Origin of the sequence: Pseudodesulfovibrio sp. JC047 (assembly GCF_010468615.1) — a bacterium.
Classification (GTDB): domain Bacteria; phylum Desulfobacterota; class Desulfovibrionia; order Desulfovibrionales; family Desulfovibrionaceae; genus Pseudodesulfovibrio.
The window spans coordinates 21,639-45,689 of the sequence record NZ_WUEH01000024.1 but is presented as its reverse complement, the minus strand read 5'-3'; the positions used below and the strand labels follow the sequence as shown (position 1 = coordinate 45,689).

The 24,051-nt window shown below is 50.8% G+C and carries 24 protein-coding genes; 15 read left to right on the top strand and 9 right to left on the bottom strand.

Annotated features, from left to right (window positions below; all coding sequences use genetic code 11):
• The first annotated feature begins 40 nt into the window (after window positions 1–40).
• Genes nifU through epsC form a run of 4 tightly spaced genes read left to right on the top strand, consistent with a single transcriptional unit; the run spans window position 41 to window position 3,943 of the window.
• Entirely contained in the window at window positions 41–892 is an 852-nt protein-coding gene (gene nifU, locus GO013_RS14145; protein ID WP_163812221.1) for a Fe-S cluster assembly protein NifU, read from the top strand.
• 2 nt (window positions 893–894) lie between these two features.
• Complete coding sequence (nifS, locus tag GO013_RS14140) at window positions 895–2,073, top strand: cysteine desulfurase NifS (RefSeq protein ID WP_163812219.1); 1,179 nt, start codon at window positions 895–897, stop codon at window positions 2,071–2,073.
• 20 nt (window positions 2,074–2,093) lie between these two features.
• Complete coding sequence (cysK, locus tag GO013_RS14135; protein WP_163812217.1) at window positions 2,094–3,014, top strand: cysteine synthase A; 921 nt, start codon at window positions 2,094–2,096, stop codon at window positions 3,012–3,014.
• 8 nt (window positions 3,015–3,022) lie between these two features.
• The gene (gene epsC, locus GO013_RS14130; RefSeq protein WP_163812215.1) at window positions 3,023–3,943 is read left to right on the top strand and encodes a serine O-acetyltransferase EpsC; all 921 of its coding nucleotides are present in this window, start codon (window positions 3,023–3,025) and stop codon (window positions 3,941–3,943) included.
• Window positions 3,944–4,020: 77 nt separating this feature from the next.
• Here epsC and GO013_RS14125 read toward each other — a convergent pair whose 3' ends face one another.
• A complete protein-coding gene (locus GO013_RS14125; protein WP_163812213.1) occupies window positions 4,021–4,644 on the bottom strand; it encodes a hypothetical protein in 624 nt (207 codons plus the stop codon).
• A 207-nt stretch (window positions 4,645–4,851) separates the two neighbouring features.
• Between GO013_RS14125 and ileS the strand changes: the two genes are divergently transcribed.
• The 7 genes from ileS to GO013_RS14090 are packed head-to-tail and all read left to right on the top strand — an operon-like array spanning window position 4,852 to window position 11,129.
• On the top strand, window positions 4,852–7,668 hold the full coding sequence (gene ileS / locus GO013_RS14120) for an isoleucine--tRNA ligase (protein WP_163812211.1): 2,817 nt from the start codon (window positions 4,852–4,854) through the stop codon (window positions 7,666–7,668).
• 9 nt (window positions 7,669–7,677) lie between these two features.
• The gene (gene lspA / locus GO013_RS14115; protein ID WP_163812209.1) at window positions 7,678–8,163 is read left to right on the top strand and encodes a signal peptidase II; all 486 of its coding nucleotides are present in this window, start codon (window positions 7,678–7,680) and stop codon (window positions 8,161–8,163) included.
• A 25-nt stretch (window positions 8,164–8,188) separates the two neighbouring features.
• Window positions 8,189–8,416, top strand: a complete 228-nt coding sequence (locus GO013_RS14110; RefSeq protein WP_163812207.1) for a PLD nuclease N-terminal domain-containing protein — start codon at window positions 8,189–8,191, stop codon at window positions 8,414–8,416.
• Window positions 8,413–9,339, top strand: a complete 927-nt coding sequence (locus tag GO013_RS14105; RefSeq protein ID WP_163812206.1) for a tetratricopeptide repeat protein — start codon at window positions 8,413–8,415, stop codon at window positions 9,337–9,339. The genes GO013_RS14110 and GO013_RS14105 overlap by 4 nt, the downstream gene beginning before the upstream one ends.
• A gap of 51 nt (window positions 9,340–9,390) precedes the next feature.
• A complete protein-coding gene (locus GO013_RS14100; RefSeq protein WP_163812204.1) occupies window positions 9,391–9,834 on the top strand; it encodes an NIL domain-containing protein in 444 nt (147 codons plus the stop codon).
• Window positions 9,835–9,852: 18 nt separating this feature from the next.
• The gene (locus GO013_RS14095) at window positions 9,853–10,371 is read left to right on the top strand and encodes a PilZ domain-containing protein (protein ID WP_163812202.1); all 519 of its coding nucleotides are present in this window, start codon (window positions 9,853–9,855) and stop codon (window positions 10,369–10,371) included.
• Window positions 10,372–10,391: 20 nt separating this feature from the next.
• Window positions 10,392–11,129: a protein phosphatase CheZ gene (locus GO013_RS14090; RefSeq protein WP_163812200.1), complete on the top strand. Its 738-nt coding sequence runs from the start codon at window positions 10,392–10,394 to the stop codon at window positions 11,127–11,129.
• A 71-nt stretch (window positions 11,130–11,200) separates the two neighbouring features.
• On the opposite strand, the gene mgtE is transcribed toward GO013_RS14090, so the two are convergent.
• Window positions 11,201–12,532 carry a magnesium transporter gene (gene mgtE, locus GO013_RS14085; RefSeq protein WP_163812198.1) on the bottom strand — a complete coding sequence of 444 codons (1,332 nt, stop codon included), beginning with the start codon at window positions 12,530–12,532 and terminating at the stop codon, window positions 11,201–11,203.
• Window positions 12,533–12,693: 161 nt separating this feature from the next.
• Between mgtE and nadC the strand changes: the two genes are divergently transcribed.
• The 3 genes from nadC to nadB are packed head-to-tail and all read left to right on the top strand — an operon-like array spanning window position 12,694 to window position 16,232.
• Window positions 12,694–13,563 (top strand): carboxylating nicotinate-nucleotide diphosphorylase, encoded by an 870-nt coding sequence (gene nadC / locus GO013_RS14080; protein ID WP_163812196.1) that lies wholly within the window; start codon window positions 12,694–12,696, stop codon window positions 13,561–13,563.
• A gap of 11 nt (window positions 13,564–13,574) precedes the next feature.
• Window positions 13,575–14,615, top strand: a complete 1,041-nt coding sequence (gene nadA / locus GO013_RS14075) for a quinolinate synthase NadA (RefSeq protein ID WP_163812195.1) — start codon at window positions 13,575–13,577, stop codon at window positions 14,613–14,615.
• A gap of 27 nt (window positions 14,616–14,642) precedes the next feature.
• Window positions 14,643–16,232, top strand: coding sequence for an L-aspartate oxidase (gene nadB, locus GO013_RS14070; RefSeq protein ID WP_163812193.1), 1,590 nt, complete (start codon window positions 14,643–14,645; stop codon window positions 16,230–16,232).
• 202 nt (window positions 16,233–16,434) lie between these two features.
• On the opposite strand, the gene GO013_RS14065 is transcribed toward nadB, so the two are convergent.
• The 7 genes from GO013_RS14065 to GO013_RS14035 all read right to left on the bottom strand — a co-directional run bounded on the left by GO013_RS14065 (window position 16,435) and on the right by GO013_RS14035 (window position 23,211).
• Window positions 16,435–17,898 carry a TrkH family potassium uptake protein gene (locus GO013_RS14065; RefSeq protein WP_163812191.1) on the bottom strand — a complete coding sequence of 488 codons (1,464 nt, stop codon included), beginning with the start codon at window positions 17,896–17,898 and terminating at the stop codon, window positions 16,435–16,437.
• Window positions 17,899–19,266, bottom strand: a complete 1,368-nt coding sequence (trkA, locus tag GO013_RS14060) for a Trk system potassium transporter TrkA (RefSeq protein WP_163812189.1) — start codon at window positions 19,264–19,266, stop codon at window positions 17,899–17,901.
• Between the two features lie 162 nt (window positions 19,267–19,428).
• Window positions 19,429–20,088, bottom strand: a complete 660-nt coding sequence (locus GO013_RS14055; protein ID WP_163812187.1) for an NAD(P)/FAD-dependent oxidoreductase — start codon at window positions 20,086–20,088, stop codon at window positions 19,429–19,431.
• A gap of 24 nt (window positions 20,089–20,112) precedes the next feature.
• Complete coding sequence (locus tag GO013_RS14050; protein WP_239057884.1) at window positions 20,113–20,772, bottom strand: nitrite reductase; 660 nt, start codon at window positions 20,770–20,772, stop codon at window positions 20,113–20,115.
• Between the two features lie 7 nt (window positions 20,773–20,779).
• Window positions 20,780–21,097 (bottom strand): cupin domain-containing protein, encoded by a 318-nt coding sequence (locus GO013_RS14045; RefSeq protein WP_163812183.1) that lies wholly within the window; start codon window positions 21,095–21,097, stop codon window positions 20,780–20,782.
• Between the two features lie 15 nt (window positions 21,098–21,112).
• Window positions 21,113–21,901 carry a 4Fe-4S binding protein gene (locus GO013_RS14040; RefSeq protein WP_163812181.1) on the bottom strand — a complete coding sequence of 263 codons (789 nt, stop codon included), beginning with the start codon at window positions 21,899–21,901 and terminating at the stop codon, window positions 21,113–21,115.
• A gap of 29 nt (window positions 21,902–21,930) precedes the next feature.
• Window positions 21,931–23,211, bottom strand: a complete 1,281-nt coding sequence (locus GO013_RS14035) for a 4Fe-4S binding protein (RefSeq protein ID WP_239057887.1) — start codon at window positions 23,209–23,211, stop codon at window positions 21,931–21,933.
• A gap of 137 nt (window positions 23,212–23,348) precedes the next feature.
• Between GO013_RS14035 and GO013_RS14030 the strand changes: the two genes are divergently transcribed.
• The gene (locus tag GO013_RS14030) at window positions 23,349–24,023 is read left to right on the top strand and encodes a Crp/Fnr family transcriptional regulator (RefSeq protein ID WP_163812177.1); all 675 of its coding nucleotides are present in this window, start codon (window positions 23,349–23,351) and stop codon (window positions 24,021–24,023) included.
• Window positions 24,024–24,051: the final 28 nt, after the last annotated feature.

Here is a 24,051-nt window from a genome sequence, read left to right as displayed (position 1 = left end):
TGTCTGACAACAAACTTTCAGCACAAATACGGAGACGCTCATGTGGGAATATACAGACAAGGTAAAAGACCATTTTCTCAACCCTCGCAACGTCGGCATATTGGAAGACGCTGACGGTGTGGGAGAAGTCGGTTCTCTGGCCTGCGGAGATGCCCTGACACTCTATATTAAAGTTCATGACAATATTATCACGGATGCAAAATTTCAGACTTTCGGCTGTGCCAGTGCCATTGCCTCCAGTTCGGCTCTCACAGAGCTTCTGATCGGCAAACCTGTTGAAGAAGCCGAAAAACTGACCAACAAGGATATCGCCGAATACCTCGGCGGATTGCCCAGAGAAAAAATGCACTGTTCCGTCATGGGGCAGGAAGCGCTCGAACAGGCATTCAAAAACATGCGTGGAGAAGCACCACCGCAGGCTGAACACTCACACGAAGGCGAGCTGATCTGCGAATGTTTCGGCATATTCGACGAAGAAATATTACGGGCCATCAAAGAAAACAACCTTCAGACGGTCGAAGACATCACAAACTTCACCAAGGCTGGCGGCGGATGCGGCAAGTGTATCGAAGACCTGGAAAAACTCCTGGCACAGGCCAAAGGAGAATCCGTCTGTGAAACGCCCTCCTCTGAACCGGCCTTCCCGGCACAGGGCATGACGAACATCCAACGAATGCACCTTATCGAGTCTGTCATTGACAACGATGTTCGTCCGCCTCTGCAAGCCGACGGTGGCGACATCAAACTGGTGGACATCGACGGAAACGAGGTCGTGGTCCAATTTCTCGGTATGTGTTCCGGTTGTCCATCCAGCCAGGCAACACTCCACAATCTGGTGGCAACCAAGCTCAACGAAAAAGTCGATCCCGATTTGATTGTGCGGGAGGTATAAACATGAAGACCATCTATCTCGACAACAACGCCACCACGCAGGTTGACCCGGCTGTTTTCGACGCCATCAAACCGTATTTTACCGAACTGTACGGCAACCCTTCCTCCATGCATCGCTTCGGAGGCCAGGTAGGAGTGGAGATCAAAAAAGCTCGGGCCGCAGTCGCCAGCTTGCTCAACTGCCTGCCTGAAGAAATCCTGTTCACATCCTGTGGATCGGAATCCGACAACACGGCCATCCGATCCGCCCTGACCGCCTTTCCCGAAAAACGACACATCATCACCACTGCCGTTGAGCATCCGGCTGTCCTGAGTTTCTGTAAATTCCTGGAGAAAAAGGACGGATACGAAGTCACTTATCTGGGCACGGACGAACATGGAAGACTGGATATGGAGGAATACAAAGCCGCCATTCGCCCGGATACAGCCATTGTGTCCATCATGTGGGCCAACAATGAAACAGGCAATATCTACCCAATCAAGGAAATGGCGCAAATCGCCAAAGACCATGACGTGCTTTTTCATACCGATGCGGTCCAGGCTGTGGGGAAAGTCCCTATCGACTTGAAAGACGTTCCGGTGGACATGCTGGCGTTGTCCGGCCACAAATTGCATGCGCCCAAAGGGGTTGGAGCCTTGTATGTCCGCAAAAGGACCCCCTTCCGCCCATTCCTCATCGGAGGCCATCAGGAAGGAAGCCGCCGAGCCGGAACGGAAAACACCACGGGTATCATCGCTCTTGGCACGGCCTGTGAGTTGGCACAAAAAAATATGAATGAAGAAAATACCCGGGTCCGTGCTTTGCGTGACAAGTTGGAAAACGGCTTGCTTTCGGCTGTACCCAATTCGATCCTCAATGGCGACAAGGAAAATCGATTGCCCAACACGGCGAACATTTCCTTTGGCTATGTGGAAGGCGAGGCCATCCTTCTGATGATCGATCAGGTTGGCATTGCCGCCAGCTCCGGGTCAGCCTGTACTTCAGGAAGCCTGGAACCATCGCATGTTCTTCGAGCCATGGACGTCCCTTTCACGTTTGCCCACGGCTCCATCCGTTTCAGCCTGAGCCGATTCAACACGGAAGAAGAAATCGACTTCGTGCTCGAGACACTACCACCCATCATCAAGAACTTACGAAAACTTTCGCCTTTCTCCCCAGAGAAACAAGGGCTTGGTTTATAAAACCCGCAAAGGAGTCAACCATGAAAATCGCCCGGGACATGACAGAACTTGTTGGCAACACACCGCTGGTTCGGCTCAACCGCCTTACAGACGGATTGAAAGCATCAGTCCTCGCCAAACTTGAATTCAACAATCCTTGTGCGTCGATCAAAGATCGTATTGCCAAGAACATGATTGAAGCCGCCCTTGAAAATGGCACGATCTCCATGGACACCACACTCGTCGAACCAACCAGTGGCAACACCGGTGTCGGCCTTGCCTTTGTCTGCGCAGTCAAAGGGATGCGGCTGGTCCTGACCATGCCCGAAAGCATGAGTATCGAACGCCGAAAACTCCTCCGGGGGTTCGGAGCGGAACTTGTTCTGACACCAGCCAGCAAGGGAATGCAGGGCGCAATAGACCGTGCCCATGAACTGGTTCAGGAAACAGACAACGCCTTCATGCTGCAACAGTTTGAGAACGCGGACAATCCGGCCATGCATAGATGCACAACGGCAACGGAAATATGGGAAGATACTGACGGCACTGTCGATATTTTCGTTGCAGGCGTCGGAACCGGCGGAACAATCACCGGCGTCGGAGAAATGCTCAAGCAAAAAAAACCATCCGTCAAGGCCGTCGCGGTTGAACCGCAAACTTCCTCGGTTCTTTCGGGAGGCACACCCGGTCCGCATATGATTCAGGGAATCGGAGCAGGATTCATTCCAAGTATCCTGAACACGACGGTCATTGACGAAATCATTCAAATCGACAACGACACCGCACTGGAAACAGCCAAACAACTCATCATGCAGGAAGGCATACTGTGCGGAATTTCATCTGGAGCAAACTGCGCTGCGGCCATTGAGTTGGCAAAACGCCCTGAAAACGAAGGAAAAACCATTGTTTTCATTGTGTGTGACACTGGCGAACGATACCTCAGCACACCGCTTTTCGAATAGGATACTCCATGGAAATACCATCATATTCTCTCGCTGATGTTGTTGCCCTGCTTGTCGAATCCGGCAGCGATGGGTCTGCATCACATCGATACACGGAAGACGCGCCAATGCCGTCTGTCGAGGTGCTGTCCCAAATTGTCGAGGACCTTCGCTCCGTGCTCTTTCCCGGATACTACGGCCCGTCCGAAATCACACCTGACACTATGCCGTACTACATCGGTTCGACACTCGATCAACTTGTCCGAACGTTGGCCGACCAAATCAACCGAGGCTACTGTTTTGTGTGTGATTCAACCGAAAAACACACATGTGCCGATTGCGAAATCCGGGCAAAAAAAACAGCCCAGGAATTCATCACCAAACTCCCCTCTATTAGAAAAGCCCTTCTGACTGATGTGGCAGCAGCCTATGATGGAGACCCGGCAGCCAAAACGCACGGAGAAACCATCTTCTGCTATCCGTCTATCCGGGCCTTGACAAACCATCGGATTGCCCATGAACTATACCTTTTAGGTGTGGATATAATCCCTCGAATTATTGGAGAAATGGCACATTCGAACACTGGCATCGACATTCACCCCGGAGCGACCATCGGCAAAAGCTTTTTCATCGATCATGGCACAGGCACGGTAATCGGCGAAACAACGGTGATCGGCGACAATGTCCGCATTTATCAGGGAGTCACTCTCGGTGCAAAAAGTTTTCCCAAAGGGGAAGATGAACGGCTCATCAAAGGACTTCCTCGACATCCCATTGTTGAAGACGACGTGATTGTCTACGCTGGCTCCACCATCCTCGGACGGGTAACTATCGGGGCAGGCGCGGTCATTGGCGGAAACATCTGGATTACACGCGATGTCCCGCCAGGCTCACAGATCGTCCAATCCAGAGCCACCCAACAATCCTTTGAAAACGGTGGCGGCATCTGACCGCTTCCCTTCTTAAAACCACCAAAAAAGGAAGGACGATCTCTCGTCCTTCCTTTTTTTCGTTCGCAAATTCCGCGTTATTTTTCCAACTTTGCAACCATGGCGGCCAGACTCTCTCCAGAAGGCGTTTTTGCCTTCGGATTAATGACCAAGACTTCTTTCCAAATTTTAATTGCCGATGGCGCATCATTAAGATCGTGCATATACACAATCCCCATATTGAACCGGGATGTTACATGCTTCGGATCAAGAGACGCGGCATGGGCAAATGCGTCCACAGCCTCCTTGAAACGACTCGTCCGACGATACATGACGCCCAAATCAGACCAGACCCCAACTTTCATTGGTGCCAATTCCAACGCCCGCTCATAAGCGACAACCGCCTGAGCTGACAGGTTGTGGTCAAAACAAAAATTCCCAAGTGCAATCCATTTGTCCGCGTTAGTCGGATCAGCTTCAGCCGCTTTTTCCAAATCAGCCAAAGCAGCCGGGTTTGCCTCATGGTCATTGGTATTCTGAGTCTGTTGAGGCGAACTGACTCCTGTCCGGGCCTGCTGTTGTCCCATGTATAATGATGTAATAGTATTCCCAATAAATACACCAATAAGCAAGGTAACAGCCGCCAAGAATATGGCAGACGATTTCTTCATGTACTGCGTCTTCAATGTTTCCATCTCTCGTTTTTTTGTATGCACACCCATATTTTCTCCGGTTTCTCGTTTTTTATTTCATACCGATTTAGTCCATTTATCACAAAACATGTTTTTGCGATCATGTAAACAATGTGCAATCCCCCGCAAAAGCGGTGCAAGACTTGACTTACGGTCCGGCTTATACCAATCTACGCCGACTTATTTGAACACAGACTTTCATCTATAGAAATATACGGTTCCTGGAGGAAACATACCATGAGCGATTATAAAAAGACCCTGCTCCTGCCCAAAACCAAATTTCCCATGAAGGCCAATCTCAAACAGCGCGAACCTGAGATGCTGAAATTCTGGGAACAGAACAAATCATACGACCGCATGGTCGAAGCCGGTGATCCGGACAAAGAATATGTGCTGCACGATGGCCCCCCATACGCCAACGGCCATATTCACATGGGCACGGCCCTGAACAAGGTGCTCAAGGACATCGTGGTCAAATCGCGAAACATGCAGGGACAGCAAGCCCAATACGTTCCCGGCTGGGACTGTCATGGCCTGCCTATCGAACACAAGGTCGAGCAGGAACTCAAAAAAAAGAAAAAAGAACTCGACACCCTGACCATCCGCAAGATCTGCCGGAGCTACGCAGCCAAATGGCTGGACACCCAACGCAAGGAATTCAAACGCCTTGGCGTTCTCGGTGCCTGGGATGATCCCTACATGACCATGAAACCCGAATATGAAGCAGCCACGGCCAGAGAGCTTGGCAAATTCATGGAGCGCGACGGTGTTGTTCGCGGGAAAAAACCGATCTACTGGTGCTGCGACTGCCGCACCGCCCTGGCCGAGGCCGAGGTGGAATATGAGGATCACACATCCCCATCCATCTATGTCCGCTTCCCCATGGCCGATGAAAATTTCAAGAAAATTGCTGACGTCGACATCAACAAGCTGTTCATCCTGATCTGGACGACCACTCCGTGGACCATTCCCGACAACATGGGCGTGGCTGTGCATCCCAACTTTGACTACGCAGTGGTTGAAGTCGGCGGCGACTTTTATGTACTGGCCGAAGGATTGCTCGAAGAATGCACCGAAAAGTTCGGCTGGGACACTCCCAAGGTGCTCACAACCGTTCGCGGAGCCGATTTGGAAGGACTTCAGGCCAAACACCCCATTTACGACCGCCCTTCTCAGGTCGTGCTGGCCGATTATGTCACGTTGGAAACCGGCACCGGCTGTGTTCACACGGCTCCCGGTCATGGCCGGGAAGACTTCGAGACCGGCATCAAATACGGTCTTGAAGTTTACTCCCCCATGAATGATCGTGGTGAATTCCTGAGTGAAGTCGAACACTTTGCCGGGTTGAACGTGTGGGAAGCCAATCCCAAGGTCATCGAAAAACTGACCGAGCTTGGCAACCTCATGGCCAAAGAAGATATCACCCACTCCTACCCGCATTGCTGGCGGTGCAAGAAACCGGTCATCTTCCGAGCGACCACGCAATGGTTCATCGGCATGGACGAAAACAACCTGCGTACCAATGCTCTGGACGCTATCCGAAACGATGTCCAATGGGTGCCGTCCTGGGGTGAAGAACGAATTTACAACATGGTCGAAAACAGACCGGACTGGTGCATTTCCCGTCAACGCAACTGGGGTGTGCCCATCTCTGCGCTGATCTGTGAAGACTGCGATGAGACCTGGTTTGACGCTCAGTGGGTCTATGACATCTGCGACAAATATGCGCAGCACGAAACAGGCTGTGACTACTGGTTTGAAGCCCCGCTGGAAGAGATTGTTCCCGAAGGACTGACCTGTCCCAAATGTGGTGGCAAGCACTGGAAACGAGAAACCGACATCCTGGACGTCTGGTTCGACTCAGGAACCAGCTTTGCCGCGGTCGTCGAACAGCGCAAGGAAACCCGCTTCCCCGCCGACCTCTATCTTGAAGGCTCGGATCAGCACCGGGGCTGGTTCCACAGCTCCCTGCTCGCTTCCATGGGCACCCGTGAAGTCCCACCGTACAAGACCGTTCTGACCCACGGCTACGTCGTTGATTCCGAAGGTCGCAAGATGTCAAAATCCATCGGAAACGTCCTAGCTCCACAGGAAATCATCGATAAATATGGTGCGGAAATCCTGCGCATGTGGGTTTCAGCTTCCAACTATCAGGAAGACATTCGCATTTCGGATGAAACACTGAACAGACTGGTGGATGCCTATCGTCGAATTCGCAACACTTGCCGGTATCTGTTGTCCAACTTGAATGATTTTGATCCGGCTGACAAAGTGGCTCCTTCAGAGATGGTCCCCTTGGATCGATATGCTCTGGACATGGTCTCACGGCATCACGAAACCATCAAGGAAGCCTACAGAAACTTTGAATTCCACAAGGTCTACCACACTCTGCACAACCTGTGCGTCGTGGATCTGTCCGCATTCTATCTGGATATTATCAAGGACCGTCTGTACGTCGAAGAGGAACATGGCCTCAAACGCCGTTCCGCCCAGACTGTGCTCTGGCAAATCCTGCTGATGTTGCTCGAAGACATGGCCCCGGTCCTGTCATTCACGGCGGAAGAGGCCTTCCAGAACCTGCCGGAAGCAATCAAGAACAATCTGTCGCAAGACAAGACTGTCTTTGCTCTCCGATTCATCCCGGAAGACGCACAGATGACCGATGCGGAACGCACTAAATGGGAAACGCTGGTTCAGGTCCGTGCCGAAGTCAACAAGGCCATTGAACCCAAGCGCAAAGACGGTGTCATCGGCAAATCGCTTGATGCGCAGGTCACGGTCTATGCCAATGAGGATATTCGAAATTTGGTGGATTCCAAAGACATTGATCCCCGAGAATTCTTTATTGTTTCAAAATTGATACTTGCGGCCAATGACACTATCCCCGCCGACGCGTATCAAAGTGAAGAGATGGAAGGCCTTGCCGTAACGGTCGAAGCCGCCGTAGGCACCAAATGCGAACGGTGCTGGCGTATCAGTGAAGATCTGGGAACCGATGCAGCATATCCCGACGTGTGTCCCCGCTGCACCGATGTCCTGAAAAAACTCGCGTAAAAAAAGACTATGAACAGGTATACCTTGGCGGCCATATGGGCCACGACGACAGTCGTGCTTGACCAGATCACCAAATTGTGGGTGCTCAACACCATTGAACCGTGGACCGGCTTCAAGGTTATACCGGGTTTTTTCAACCTTGTTCACGTGCTGAACAAGGGCGCGGCCTGGGGTTTTTTGGACGACGAAACCATAGATTGGCAACGACCGATGTTCATCGCAATATCGGTCGTTGCCGTTTTTGCCATCGGTTTCATGCTCAAATCCACCAAAAGAACAGACACCTGGATGATATCCGGTCTTGGTATGATTGCCGGCGGAGCCATTGGCAACGCCATTGATCGACTCTGGCTCGGATCCGTCATTGATTTTCTTGATTTTTATATCGGTACCGCACATTGGCCCGCCTTCAATATCGCAGACAGTGCCTTGACTGTCGGTGCCGGCTGCATCATCGTGTCAATATTCCTTGAACGACACGCACAACAGGATTAATCCCAGCCTTCAAAGGAGACCCTCCATGCTTGCGGACTTTTCAGCACTGACAATGACACAATGGATCATTGTCTCTCTTTCTGTTTTTATCTGCTTTTCCTTCAGCATCTGGGCCATTCTGGACGTCTGGAAACACAATTTCGGCTCCTCCAATGAAAAAGCCCTCTGGATGCAAATCTGTATTTTTATTCCCATTTTGGGAGCTCTGGCGTATCTTTTCCTTGGGAAAAAAAGAGGGAGTTTGATCCAATGATAAAAATCGCAAAGAATTTCACTGTGCTCCTCTTGGTCCTCTCCATGTTTTCACTCATCGGGTGTGCCAGTAAAACCGATGTAGAGGCGTTGCAGGGCGACCGACAGCAGGACTTGAACAGAATGAGACAGTTGGAAAGCGAGCTTGAAGAATCGCGTCAACTGCTCAAGAATGAAATCGAAAAATCCAACTCTCCCATTCGGGAACGGTCCGCGGACATGTGGGCCGAAATTCAATCCCTGCGAGCCGATTTTGCCAAACTTCGTGGTGAAATGGACGAAGTCACCATCCGCATGAATCGACAGGTCGGTACTGCGGATTCCCCCACCACCATGGACGGATTGGCCGAACGGTTGGCTGAAATCGAATTCGCACTGGAAAATCAATTGCAGGTCAATCTGCCTAAAATCCGTGAGGAGCGCGCTGCGACACTCGCCGCTTCAACAGTCACTCCGAATGACGGTACACCTCCTGCGGAAGGCGGCACGACTGTTTCTCCCGAAACGCCATCAAAACAGCAGGCCAGCGCACAGAAACCGTCCAATACTGATCCGGCAAAGGCTTTGTATGACAAAGCGTATGCCCTGTACAAAGACAACAAATTCGAAAAAGCCCGTTCCTACTGGGCTGAATTTACCGATACATTCAAAAAACACGCATACACTCCAAGTGCGGTTTATTGGCAGGGCCAATGCTATTTCAAACTGAAAGACTATGCCCGGGCTGTGATCCTTTTTGAAGACGTCATTGAAAAATACAAAAAAAGCTCGAAATACAAATCCGCTTTGCTCAAAGCAGGCTACTCGTGGAATTATCTCGGTAAACCGGAACTTGCAAAGATGCGGTATGAAGAAATTGTCAAAAAATATCCGAAATCCGTTGAAGCGACACAGGCAAAACGTTCCTTGGGAAAAATGAAATAATTGCTGCCATCAATTGAGATGTGCCATATTCACACCATGCAGGATAAATCTATGAAAGAAATCATCAAAGGATTCCGAAAAATTGTCTACCTGTCCTTTCCACCGACTGTTTCCGGTCGCCCGGTGGTCTGCAATCTGCTGCGCAATTTTGATCTGAGTTTCAATATTCTCAAGGCAGACATCAGCCCTCGCCATGAAGGGACAATGACATTGGAAGTTTCAGGGATGGAAGAAGATTTCCACAAGGGCATTGGATACCTCAAGGAAAACGGCGTTCGCATCACGCCGGTTGCTCACAAAATTTTTCGCGACGAGGAATCCTGCATCCACTGTGGCGTCTGTACCGCCATGTGTCCAACTGATGCCCTGATTTTGGACAAAGCCAACAGGACCATCATCTTTGACGTCGAGAAATGTTCTGCCTGCGGTATGTGTACACGAGTCTGCCCCGTCAAGGCCATGACCCTCGATCTGGACGAGAACTCCAGACAATAACAGCTCCAGGAGGCTAGCATGGATGAAGAAAAACGCACTTTTTCGCGCATACCGGTTCGATTGAAGGGACACATTCGTCCCATGCGGTCCATTGATTCCCCTCAACGTTTTTCCGGCGATTCCGGATTTCAGGAGTCATCTGGTACAGCCTTGTTCAAAGGCAGCCAGCTCCCTGAAGAATTGACGCGCTTCCTTTCGGAGGTAGACAGGAAACTCGATCAGATTATCGGCATGTTAAGCAAGGAAACCGTGCGTTCCGACTTTCCTGTTGATATCGAAATCATGGAAATATCTGGAGCGGGAGTCAAGTTCCGTTCCAGCCATCAATTCGAACCCAATGCCCCCTTGGAAATGGTCATGGTTCTCAACCAGCTGCCAGTCCAACTCGCAAGTTCTAAAGGTCGTATACTCAAAAAGGAACCAGACACGGAACTCTATCGATTCGAATTCGTTGATATGCGGGGTTCGGATATGGAAACCATCGTTCAATTCGTCTTCAAACAGCAGCGCGAACTCATCAGAAATTCCAAAATGTAGCCTCTCTTCAGGAGTTGAACATGTCCAATAATGATGCATTGGTCAAAGACCTGATGGAGCAGATGACCGACCAGCTTGTCGATGATCTGAAAGAAACCATCAGGGCTTCCGTTGAACGGGAAATCGCAACCAGCTTTTCCAAAGCCCTTCTAGAAGGCGAATTCTACCGCCGGGTCAACAAGGACCTTCAGGAAGGCCTCAAACAAATTTACCAGGAAGTTAAAATTGCCCGTGGCGGCGATGAAATCAAATGCATCACGGCAGACATTGATCCAGAAGAGTTTTTTTCAGAGGCATCCGACCAACTGGATGCCGTCATGCAATCCACAGAAAAAGCCGCTGTCGAAATTATTGATATCGTCGAGAAGCTCCAAGAACTTCAAGGTTCTGTAGCAACGATTGTCAAAGGATTCGAGTCCGGTGGTGTGACAAAAACCAACCGTAAAAAACTGCAAACAATCAATCAAACACTGGGCACGGATTTATCAAATATCATGGTGTCGCTAAGTTTTCAGGATTTGACCGGCCAACGAATCAAGAAAATCATCAATTCAATCCGACAAATCGAACAAATTGTCAGAGAAGTCATGCTCTCAACCGGGCTGATGATTCAGCAACGGGAAAAAGAACCGAATTCGGATATCGAGTCCCTCTCTGAAACCGCCAAGAACCAGGCGACGTCCAAACTGCTTGGTCCAACCAAGGACACCAATCAGGAAGAGGTGGACGACCTTCTCGCCTCGCTCGGACTGGACTGAATGACCGCAATCAAAAAGCCCGCATTCCTCAAAGAATGCGGGCTTTTTTTATAAATATTTTGAATTATTTCTTACAACAGCATGACACCGGCCAGTCCGAGAAAGCACCAGAAACCAATGGCATCGGTAATCGTTGTCAGAAAAATGGATGATGCCTGAGCAGGATCACGTCCGATCTCTTTGAGAATCAACGGAATAGACGCACCAGACAAGGCTCCCACCAGCATATCAATAATAAGCGCAGCCCCCATACAGGCCCCAAGCATATAATCCCCTGTAAAAAGGACAATAAACACAAAGACCAAGAGAGAAATCAGGACGCTATTGACCACGCCAATCTTGAGTTCTCGAAAAACGGCGAACCATGCTTTTTTACGGTCAAATTTTTCCATGGCCAACTGCCGAATCATGACAGCCAAAGCCTGCTGGCCGGTATTTCCCGCCTGATTGGAGACAACGTGCATCAGTGCCGCAAGAATAGCCATGGCACCGATGGTCGCATCGAAAAGATGAATGACATACGCAGCAAGGGCCGAGTTCACGACATTGATGACAAGCCAAGGGAATCGTTTCTTGACTGAAAAAACCACCGGAGATTCCGTGGTTTCATCTGCGCCGGCACCAACCATGGTCTGCATGTCTTCACTGGCTTCTTCGTGGATAATGTCAATGACGTCATCGACCGTGACCACACCGAGTAACCGATTGCCAAAATCAACAACCGGCAAAGCCAAAAGATTATAGTGAGCAATGAGATGCGCGACCTCTTCCTTGTCAATATTGTACCCGACCGTAATCAGGCTCTGCGTCTTGACCAATTCCTTGAGAATCACACCGCGTTTGGCGAGTAGAAGGTCCCGCAACGAAACAACGCCTACCAAACGGTCTTTTTTATCCGTCAAATAGGCGTAATAAGGAATTTCCTTGTCTTCGACTTCTTCGCGAATCTTGGCAACAGCATCGTCCGCGTTCAAGTCCTGATCCAAAATGACTGCCTCGGTGTTCATGACACCACCGGCAGTATCCGGATCAAATGTGAGGAGGGTTTTGAGTTCCGCCCTATCCTCTGCCGTCACCATGCTCAACAAGGCTCTCCGCTGCTCCTCTTCAAGCCCCTCAAGCAGATCCGTGGCGTCATCAGGAGCCATCTGCTCCAGAATTCGAGCGGCCAACCCCTTGTTCAGATTGACAATGAGTGCCTGCTGATCCGGAGAATCCATCTCTGCAATAGAATCAGCGGCATCCTTCACAGGAAGTTGTTTGATAAACTTCACCTGATCCGTCATGTCCAGCCCTTCAATAGTATCAGCCGCATCCGCTGGATGCTGAGCCTCTATCTCGGCAGCCGTCAAAGCATCGGAATTCTCTTCCTGCACTCGTACCCTTTTCTTCTCTACACTCATGGAGAATTGAACTAGCTCAATTCACCTCCAAGGTCAAAGAAATACACCAGACTTCACCCTTCAAGAATTGTGAAATTTTTCATCAACTTTCGCTCCCCTTGACGAAACACCGTCTGTGCCTTAATTGCGTTGATCTACACTATTACATTGGATTACACATCATGCCGACCAATATTTTCGACAATTTTTTTCAAGCTGAAGCCAAAATGTTCCTGCTGGCAACGATCCGCATCGCTCTAGCCGAGGATGCCTCGGACCTGACCAGCATGGGACTTTTCACGGAAAACGACACGGCACAGGCCCTGATCGTTGCTAAACAGGATACGATTGTTGCCGGACTTCCGATCATTCCCATGGTCCTCGAATTCGGCGGTGACACCTGTCAGGCCCATCTCAATGTTGATGATGGCGACAGAGTTTCCGAAGGGACCATGGTTGCCGCCCTTCAAGGCCCAGCCCTGCATCTGCTCAAGGCGGAACGGGTCATCATGAATTTCCTGTGTCACCTGTCAGGCGTTGCCAACCTGACCGCACAGTATGTCGAAGCACTCAAGGGAACGAAAACACAACTTCTTGATACACGAAAAACACTTCCGGGGCTGCGCTTCCCCGAAAAATACGCCGTTCTTGCTGGCGGCGGCAAAAACCACCGCCTCACCCTGGCCGATATGCTCATGTTGAAAGACAACCATATTGACCGCGCCGGGTCCATTGCAGAAGCCGTCACGCAGTTGCATAATGCGCACACTCCCTGCCCCCCCATTGAAGTGGAATGTCGGACTCTTGAAGAAGTGGAAGAAGCCAGCCAGTGCGACATTAAACGAATCATGCTCGACAACATGGATAAAGAAACCGCAAAAACGGCTTTGGAAATTATTCCGAAATCCATTGAGACCGAAATCAGCGGCAATATTTCTCTAGAAAATATTCGAGAAGTCGCCGAACTCGGACCGGATTTCATCTCTGTCGGCAAACTGACCCACTCGGCACCATCATCTGATTTTAGTATGCAATTCATCCCTTTAAACTAAAGAGGAACATTGTGGAAAACCCCAAGGACACCATCAATACGATACGGGAGACCATGGGCGAATCACTGTCCATTCTCGGTCATCATTATCAATCAGATGACGTCATTGCCTTGACCGACGTTCGTGGCGATTCTCTCGAATTAGCCAGAAAGATTCAAAGCCTCAAAGCAAAGCATATTGTTTTTTGCGGTGTCTTTTTCATGGCGGAATCCGCAGCCGTCTTGTGCCGCCCCGACCAGAAGATTCACATTCCCGACCTCTCCGCGACCTGCCCCATGGCAGACATGGCTGAAGCAAATCGGGTCAGACTGGTCCTTGAAATTCTGCAAAAAAACGGACGGAAGATCACACCGTTGACCTATGTCAATTCCTCTGCCGCGGTCAAAGCGGTCGTGGGAGAATACGGTGGGTCCGTGTGTACTTCGGCCAATGCGCAAACCATGCTTGCCTGGGCCATGAAACAGGGCGACGGCGTGCTGTTCCTGCCAGACAAACATCTCGCCAATAATAGTGCCAACGCGCTGGGCATCCCGGAAGACCAACGTCTGCTCCTGCCGACCGATGTCATTGACGGCGACCCGAACCTCCATGTCACTCCGGCCATGACTGAAGACAAACAATTCATTATCTGGCCAGGATACTGTCCGATCCATGAAGAATTTTCACTTGATACCATAAAAACCATTCGAGCTGCCGAACCGAATGCCCACATCGTGGTGCATCCTGAATGTGCCCCAGCCCTTGTTGAGGCAGCCGACGGCAATGGCTCAACGACCTATCTCATTAAATACGCTGAAACCGCTCCCAAAGGAGCGACAATTTATATCGGGACCGAGGAAAACCTCGTCAACCGATTGGCCGACCAGTACAAAGGCGAAAAGACCATCAAGCCACTCATTGCAAGCCAATGTGACGACATGGCCAAGATTACTGTGCCCAAGCTGGCCCATACGCTTGTTAACCTTGAAACCGCCACGCCTGTTACTGTCAGCGACGCCGTCAAGGAACCAGCCAAACTGGCTCTTGAGCGTATGCTCGAAGTTTGCTCCTAGACCGGCAGACGTGCTAAGGCCCTCGTCATGAACAATTTCCGATTGCAAAGCGACGCTCTCATTATCGGATCTGGTATTGCCGGATCCATGGCAGCCCTCACCCTGGCCGATCAGGGGGGAGACGTCATCCTCATCACAGCCGGAGAAGATCTCAAAAGCGGGAACACTTCCCTGGCACAGGGCGGCATCGTCTACCGCAACGAAAACGACGATCCAAAGTTTTTGGAAAAGGATATCCTCACAGCCGGGTGGAAGCACAACTTTACCCGCGCCGTGCGATATCTTGCTCGCAAAGGCCCTGAAGTCCTTCAGGAAACCTTTCTCGAAAAGTACAAAATCCCTTTCAACCAACGGAAGCCCAACGACTGGTACCTGACTCGCGAAGGTGGCCACGGTTTGCCAAGAATTCTGTACTGTGACGACCATACTGGCCGAAACATCATGGAAGTTCTCAGCGAAGCGGTTGAAGCCCATGAAAACATTCGTGTCCTGACACGCCGCACCGCCATTGATCTGCTGACGACACAGCACCATGCCAAGCACTTGGATTTCAAATACAATTTGTCAAACCAGTGCATCGGCGCCTATGTCTTCAACGAGAATTTAGGCAAAGTGGAAACCATTCTGTCCAAATTCACCTTGTTGGCGACCGGCGGTATCGGACAAGTATTCTTACATACCACGAATACCACCGGATCTATCGGCTCAGGGCTGGCCATGGCCCACAGGGCCGGTGCACGGCTCATGAACTGCGAATACGTGCAGTTCCACCCCACAGCCCTCTATGGAGGGAATAAACGTGGAGAACGGCGTTTCCTGGTTTCTGAGGCGGTCCGAGGTGAAGGAGCTGTCCTTGTCAACGCACAAGGCGAGCAGTTCATGCCACGATACGACACACGCGCAGACCTCGCCCCTCGCGACATCGTAACCCGGGCTATCATGGATGAAATGCTGCATTCCGATGCTGATTGTGTCTACCTTGACACCTCCGGCATCAAATCGGATGTCAAAAAACGTTTCCCGACCATTTCGGACACTTGTCAAAAAATGGGTGTCGATATGGGCACGGATCTGGTCCCCGTGGTCCCGGCCGCACACTATTTCTGTGGCGGCATTCTGGTGGACAACAGAGGTCGTTCCACTCTGGAAAAACTTTACGCCGCCGGCGAATGTAGTTGTACTGGCGTTCATGGTGCCAACCGTCTGGCCAGCACCTCACTTCTTGAAGGAATGCTCTGGGGATACAGTGTCGGCCACGACATGGCCTCCCGCATGACCCGTTCCGCCGCACTGAGCCGCAAGCTCAACGACTCGATCCCGGACTGGGTCAGCATCGGGCACGAGCACGACGAGGACCCCGCACTGATTGCGCAGGACTGGTCAAATATTCGAAATACCATGTGGAATTATGTGGGTATTGCCCGGACAAGCAATCGATTGAACCGGGCCTTTTCCGACATGCGCAAATTGACCAAAAATTTGCAGGACTTCTATCGTCAGACAGAAATCAGCAAAAACATCATCGACCTGTTCCACGGTTCGCAAACTGCCTACATCGTGACGCTGGCTGCCCTTCGCAATACCGAAACAAAGGGCTGTCACTACCGTATCGACTAGATACAACCACCCAAAGACACTTAAAAAGGGAAATCGTTTGCATACGGTTTCCCTTTTTTGCTGCCAAATGATTCCATGTCTCTTTCCGATTCAAAACACAGGGAAACAAGGCCAATTCAACGGCATTAAACTGCCTAGAAAAAGCAACGAGACCGACAGTCTATTCCTATCGGCCTCGTTTTTTTATACTCGATATATTTGATTACTTGCGCCAGAATTCCGGGACAAAGAGAATGATAACCGTATAGATTTCAAGCCGTCCGAGGACCATGCAAAAGGTCAGCACCCATTTAGCGATATCCGGAAGCCATGCAAAATTGTCGGTCGGGCCGACGCCCCCGATACCAGGACCAATATTACCGATACAGGCAAGAGCAGCGGCAAAGGATGTGACCACATCCACACCGGTGGACGCAACGACAAACGCGGCAAGCACCAACAGGCCAAGCCACAGAATGAAGAATCCCCAGACACCGCTGATAACGTCATCCTTGACCACGGTCCGCCCCATCTTCACATGACTGACCGAACGGGGGTGAATGAGTCTGAACAATTCCTGGTAGGACTGCTTGAACAACAGCATGATCCGCATGACCTTCATCCCGCCCCCAGTGGACCCGGCACAGCCTCCCACAAACATGCAAAAAAGGAGAATGGCCTGTGTCACGCCGGGCCACAATTCATAATCCGCCGTGGCAAACCCGGTAGTGGTCAGGATGGAAGCGACTTGAAACGACGTATATCGTATTGAATCCGCGACCGTTGTATAGTTGCCTTGCGTATACACAAAGACCGTAACAATCACCACAAAAGCAAGAAACATGAACGCAAAGACACGGAATTCTGGGTCCTTCACAAAGACCTTGAATCGCCCTTTGAGCAACAGATAATGCAGGGAGAAATTCACACCGGCAATAAGCATGAACACGGTAATGACATAATCGATATATGCACTGTCAAACGCAGCAACAGAAGTATTCTTGGTTGAAAATCCTCCTGTCGCCATGGTGCCAAAGGTGTGACACAACGCGTCAAACAAATCCATGCCGCCAAACAAGAGCAAAACCGTCTCAATAGCACTGAACAACACATAGACCTTCCACAAGGTCATGGCCGTGTCTTTGATTCGAGGTTTGAGTTTGTCGGGAGACGGACCAGGGACCTCCGCCTTGTACAGCTGCATTCCACCGATGCCCAAAAACGGCAAAATAGCGAGCGAAAGAACAATGATCCCCATGCCACCAAGCCAATGTGTCAGGCTCCGCCAAAACAACAGGCCACGGGGCACGCTTTCAATGTCAACCAACACTGACGATCCGGTTGTACTAAAGCCTGACAGGGACTCGAAGACACAGTCCACCACGGAATCAAAAGTTCCGCCGAGATAAAATGGCAAACCACCAAAAACACCAGCGGCAAACCAGCCCAATGCGACAATGGCCATGCCCTCACGATGGGTCATGACCGAGGATTTCTTGAATGTCACGGGATCTCGAAAAAAGACAAAAGTCAATCCGCCGACAACCAGCGTGATACCCATGGCCAACCCGATAGGGTACGCCGTTCCATCGCCGTAATACAGTCCCCATGCCCACGGGAAAATCATGGTCAACCCGACACAGGCAACCAACGCACCGATGATGTGAAGCACATATTTCCAGCGCATTTAGAAGAACTCCACCTTGGTGGTCAGCACCTTTTCCACTTTGGGAATATTCTGTCTGGTGGAAATGATAATCAGCCGATCATTGGGCATGACAACAGTATCACCACGCGGAATCACGACCTCATCCTCCCGCTGGAAACAAAGCACGAGACACCCTCTGGGGAATCCAAGATCCTTGACCTCCTTGCCCACGATGGGGGAATCCTCCTGAGCCACGGCCTCCAAGGCCTCCGCAGCCTCCCCCTTGATGGAGACCGAAGAAATGATTTTTCCACGGCGGATGAAATGCAGCAACGTATTAATGGCCGACTGACGAGGGCAGACCACATAATCGATTCCGATCGGTTCGATCAACGGCATATACCCGAAATTATTCACACGAGTGACCGTACTTTTGGCCCCAAGGCTCTTTGCAAGCAGACAGGACAAAATATTGGTTTCTTCATCGCCAGTCACGGCAATGACCATGTCCATGTCCTGAATATTCTCCTCGCGAAGAATTTCCTGATCCGTGGAATCGCCCATGAGCACAATGGGCCGATCCAAATGTTCGGAAAGATATTCGCACCGTTTTTGCCGATTTTCGAGCAAACGGGTATGATAATATTTGTTATCCAAGGCCTTGGCGAGACGAAATCCGATGTTGCCGCCGCCAATAATCATGACCTTGCGAACAGGTTCGGCAAAAATCCCGAGCTTGCGCATGATTTCATCCTGGTCCCTGATATCACACACAAAATAGACCAGATCATCTTTTTGAATGACATCGAGTCCACTGGGAATAATCAGCTCGTCTCCCCTGACCAGAGCGGCGATGACAATGCCAAGCTCTTCACCAATTTTCTCTCGCAGGTTGAACAACTTGCTCCCAATCAGGGGATTCCCCTCGGGCAAATTGACACCGATCAAACGTATTTTCCCATTGGCGAATTCATTGATCTCCACGGCGCCGGGCACACTCATGAGCCGTAAAACCGAGTTCACAACTTCTTCGTCAGGATTGATGATCTTGGTGATCTCAGCCCCTCGCTCAGTGAGCAAGTGCTTGTAATCGGTATACATTTCACCACGAACACGAGCCAATTTGGTCACATTCGGATTCAAAAGATTGGCAAAGGAACACGCCAACAAATTGATTTCATCAGAATCCGTAACCGCCAAAAGGATATCGGCCTTGTCAACACCAGCCTCTTCAAGAATCTTCGGACTACTGCCCGATCCCTTGATCGTCTGTACATCAGACGTTTCAGCGATTTTCCGTAATGCCTCATCGCTCTTGTCAACGACAATGACTTCCTTGTTTTCCACCGCCAACCGCTGAGAGATATGAAAACCGACTTCGCCGGCCCCAATGATGATAACCCTCAAGAGACTACTCCTGTATGAATACGAGTGAAAACCCCATTCTTACTACGCCTGTTTCTCAGCCAGTGCAACATCGTGAGAAACTCGACGACCCAATAATATTCACCCATTAGAAACAACAACGGCCCTGATTACTCAGAGCCGTATTCACTGTGTATACTGAAACTATACTATGGCTTTCTTGACTGCGTCAATACCAACTTTTTGGAGTAACCGCGCGGAACGACTTCGTTTTCCGGCATTGTCCCGATAATAATCAAGAAACCTGCCCACCAATTCAACCGCATCCTGCCGCGTCAACCCTTCAGCCAAGACGTCCGCAATGCGGGGACGGCCCGAAGCATTGCCGCCAACGACCATGGTCCAGCCTTTAGGCTTGCCAATCAAACCGACATCTCGCACGTAACTTTCGGCGCAACACATGGGACACCCAGACACCCCGACCTTGAGTTTCGCAGGCAATTCTCGGCCCACAAACATCTCCTCAAGTTCCTTGCCCAATCCCAAAGAATCTCGCACTCCGAGCTTACAGACAGAGGTTCCCGGACACGCCTGTACATAATGCACGCACAGCCCCACAGCCGGACCAATGTCCATTTTCAGATCCTCCCAGACCTGATCGACTTGTTCCTCTTCCAGCCCGACAAGGGCAATACGCTGACCCGAGGTTATCTTCATGATCGGAATTTCGAACTTCCGACCGACTCGAGCCAAAGCTTCAAGCACGCCCGGCGTGACCAGGCCGACAGGCGTCCGAGGCACAATGGCATACGTCTGCTTGTCACGCTGAAGGATAGCACCTTTTGGTGTCTCTTTTTTAGCCATGGGTCTCACTCCAATTACACACGGTTATTCGCCAAAAACGGCACGTTTGATCGCATCGACTCCCACTCGTTCCACAAAACGCGCGGTCCGTTCCTTGGGCTTAGCGTTTTTCGCATAAAAATCAAGCGCCTTGCCGATGATCTCAAAGGCTTCGGCCTCGGGAATATCCTTGGCCAACACATCTCCCTGCCGCACCCGTTTGCCACCATTGCCGCCAAAAGACACGATCCAACCAGATTTTCTTCCGATCAAACCGATATCGCGAATCATGGACTCAGCACAGCACATGGAACACCCGGACACACTGGATTTCAACTTCGTCGGCAGGGAATAATTTTTCAAAAACTCTTCCAACCGTTCGGCCAAGCCCATGGAATCCTGCATGGCAAGTTTGCACCCGGTCGTCCCCAGACAGGAATGGACCTTATATGGAAACACATCTCCAACCGGACCAACCTTCTCCACGACATCCTGAAGAATTGAAGCAGAAATCCCGTCGATCATGATACGCTGCCCTGCTGTCACACGGATTCCGGACAATCCGTATTCCTCGACCACGTTTTGAATGTCGGCCAGTTGTTGAGCAGAAATCTGCCCCTGACTCATTCGGGGGACCACAGTAAACGAGCCGTCACCTCTGGGTTTGACGGCTCGCATAGGGAGTTTTTCTATATATTCTTTCATTTTCATCTTAAATTGGTGGGGCTATGGTTACAAGCACACGCATATCGGTCAACGCCTTTACCCCATGAGGTTCGGCAATCTCCGACACCAGCACGTCGCCGGTATGGGCAGGCATGGACGCGCCATCCGCTGCAAGGAATTCACCTTCACCCTCAAGAATGGTCAATGTCAACTCTCCTTCCAGTTCATGCGAATGGACCGGGAGCTGCTGACCAGCCCGAAAGTTGAAATTGATGACCTTCATGAACTCGGACTCGTGTACCAAGTAGTTGGAAAACGTCAAGTCCTTGAAACCATGCTCATCGAACAACGCTGTCTTCTTCATGCGATACACTCCTTGTTAAAATTCCAAGGGAACCGTTTCCAAAACAGTCCCGTTTCTCCCAATTGTCAGTCGGACCGTCTCAACACGCTTCCCGGCCCGCTTGACCGCTTCCCGCAAAATAGTTGACATGGACGAACAACAGGGAACCTCCATTTCCAAAACCGTGATGGACTTCAACTCGTTTTCCGTCAGAATGGCAGCCAACTTTTCGACATATTCCATCTGATTATCAAACTTAGGACATCCAAGAACAACCACACGTCCGGCAACATACCGACTGTGGTACGTTGGCATGGCCACCGGCACACAGTCTGCTGTCAACAGCAGGTCTGCCCCTTGCAAAAAAGGCGCGGTCGGTGGAACCAGTCGCAATTGCACGGGCCAATGGGACAAAGCCGACCCTCCGGCCGGAGCCGCCACCGGGATATTTGCCTGTTCACACGGTGTCATGGTCTGCAAGGCCGCTCCAGGGCACCCTCCCATCGGCTTTGAAGACCCGGCAGGGCCATCCAGACGCAAACTCTCCGGCGAGGGCATATGTGAGGGGATATCCCGGCCCTGCGTCGTCAAATGGTCTTTCACGGCTTCCGGATCAAAATCCTCAGCCTCTCGAACTTCTACCTTGAGCGCACCGGTCGGACAATCGCCCAGGCAGGCTCCCAGTCCATCACAATATATTTCCTTGACCAGCTTGGCCTTGCCGTCAACGATAGCTAAAGCACCCTCTTCACAGGACGGTACACATTCACCACACCCGTTGCAGAGCTCTTCATCAATAGTAATCATTTTTCTCGTACTTAGCATACTCATATCCTCATTTCTTTTTCATGTATTCAAATTCGTGCCACGCCAAGAAAGATGGCGTGGAGTGTGACAACCAGAACAATAAAAAGCGTTCTGGCATTTTCGCCGGACAACCCTGGGAAACTGTATCCTATCTGTTTATGAGCACAGGCCGACACACAATCACCACACAAGGTGCAGGAAAGAGCCGGACGCCCCAATGTCACCCTGCTTTCATCCAACGCATTATATCGACACCGGGTGTAACAGGCTCCACATCGGGTACAATCCGATCCGATACGAATCCGCCACGGTGAAATTTTCCCTAAAATATTGGCAACCAGCCCCATGGGACAAAAAGTCGTGCAGTGCGTCATCATCCCCATTTTCCGAGAGACAAAGGCCATGATCCCCACTCCGAGCAATCCAAAGAACATGGCAAAGACAATCGCAGATGATCCCGGTATTCCCATGGACCGCAAAACAACAGCGGTCATGATGGTCAAAACCAACGTTGCCCCCCGGCCCCACAGACTCAGCCGCCGCAAACCCTCTTTTGGAGCGGGACGCGGCCCCAGCCGACTCAGGCTGTCATCCCAGGCTCCGATATAACATAAATGACTGCACCAGGCCGGACCAACCAGAAAAATGGTGACGGAAAACAGGATGAGCATGAAAAATCCGGTTCCTCGAAAAACCGGTCCTCCAAAAATCAAGGCAGGAACAGGCAGGTGTAACGTCCCTGTCATGAGCATCTGTTCCATCCCCAACAAACCCAACGCCAATTGCAGGAAAAAGACGGCGGAAAACAACGCCCAGATCCGAGGACGCACCATACGATGTCCCCGAGGCTTCATCATGCGACCACCAATCCATTGCGCATACAGTCCAAGTGCAAAAATCTCGGCCCATCCCCAACCTGGCAAATATCTATCCGCCAACAAAATAGGAAACGGCACCTTGGCCCGCGCCAACGCCAACCCCATAATCGTCAACACGAAAATGGCCGTGCGCCCCAGCGATGAATCCCGAGCGACTGAAAAAAAGGATGAAGCTCGCTGACTCAACAAGGCCATGACGGCGAATCCGTTGAAAACGATCAACCCCGTCATAATCACGGCCAACCGTCTCCATGGCAGATCAAACGCCTGTCGGAAATGTACCAGGTGCACGGTGGTATCAGCCCAAATAAATCCGCCCCAGACAAGCGCGGCCACCATGCCCCAACGAACCCAGGCCTGCCGTGTCGTCATCAGTCCTGCCAAGGCAAGAAAGGCGGTCATCAGGCCAAAGTCGCCCTGTCTCAGCAAATGGGCTGCCAAGAAAGACATCGAAAGCAAAGGGGGTATCCAAAAAAACTTTTTCACTGTTTCATTCTCCGTGCCCCGACAGTGGACTTTTTTTTTGACGGGAACCATGACTTAGGTCAAATTACCGTATCACACAGAGAAATGGAGCAAATTATTACATGGACAAACTCGCAGCCGTCACAAAAATAGCCTTCTTCAAAGGGCTTCCCGACGAAAAATACACCAAACTTGCTGATATTGCCGTCATCAAAAAATTCAGAAAGGGAGAAACGCTGTTTCTAGGGGATACGCCAGCGCACGGTTTTTTCGCGCCGATCAATGGAAGAGTGAAAATTTTTCGGACATCCCCGGCGGGAAAAGAACAAATTCTCCATATTTTCGGCCCGGGGGAAGCCGTTGGAGAAGTGCCGGTTTTTCAAGGTGGGACATTCCCGGCGCATGGTCAGGCATTGGAAAAACTGGAAACATTGTTTTTTCCACGGCAAGATTTTGAACGGATTATTCGAGAAGACCCGGATCTGGCCATGAAAATGATGGCCATGTTGTCGCAACGGCTTCGTATTCTGGTGAATAAAATCGACGATCTGAGTCTCAAGGAAACACCCGCCCGAGTAGCGTCCTATCTACTGCTGCTCCGATCGTCACAGGATGCGGACACGTTCACACTGGATCTTCCCAAGGGCCAGATTGCCCATTACCTCGGCACCATCCAGGAAACGCTTTCCCGTATTTTCAAACGATTTGCCAAGGATGCACTCATTCAGGTCAATGGAAAAGATATTACCATCCTTGACACAAAGGCCCTTCAGGACATCGCGAACCAAAGGCGATAACCCCTGACCGCCAAACTCCAACCGCAAA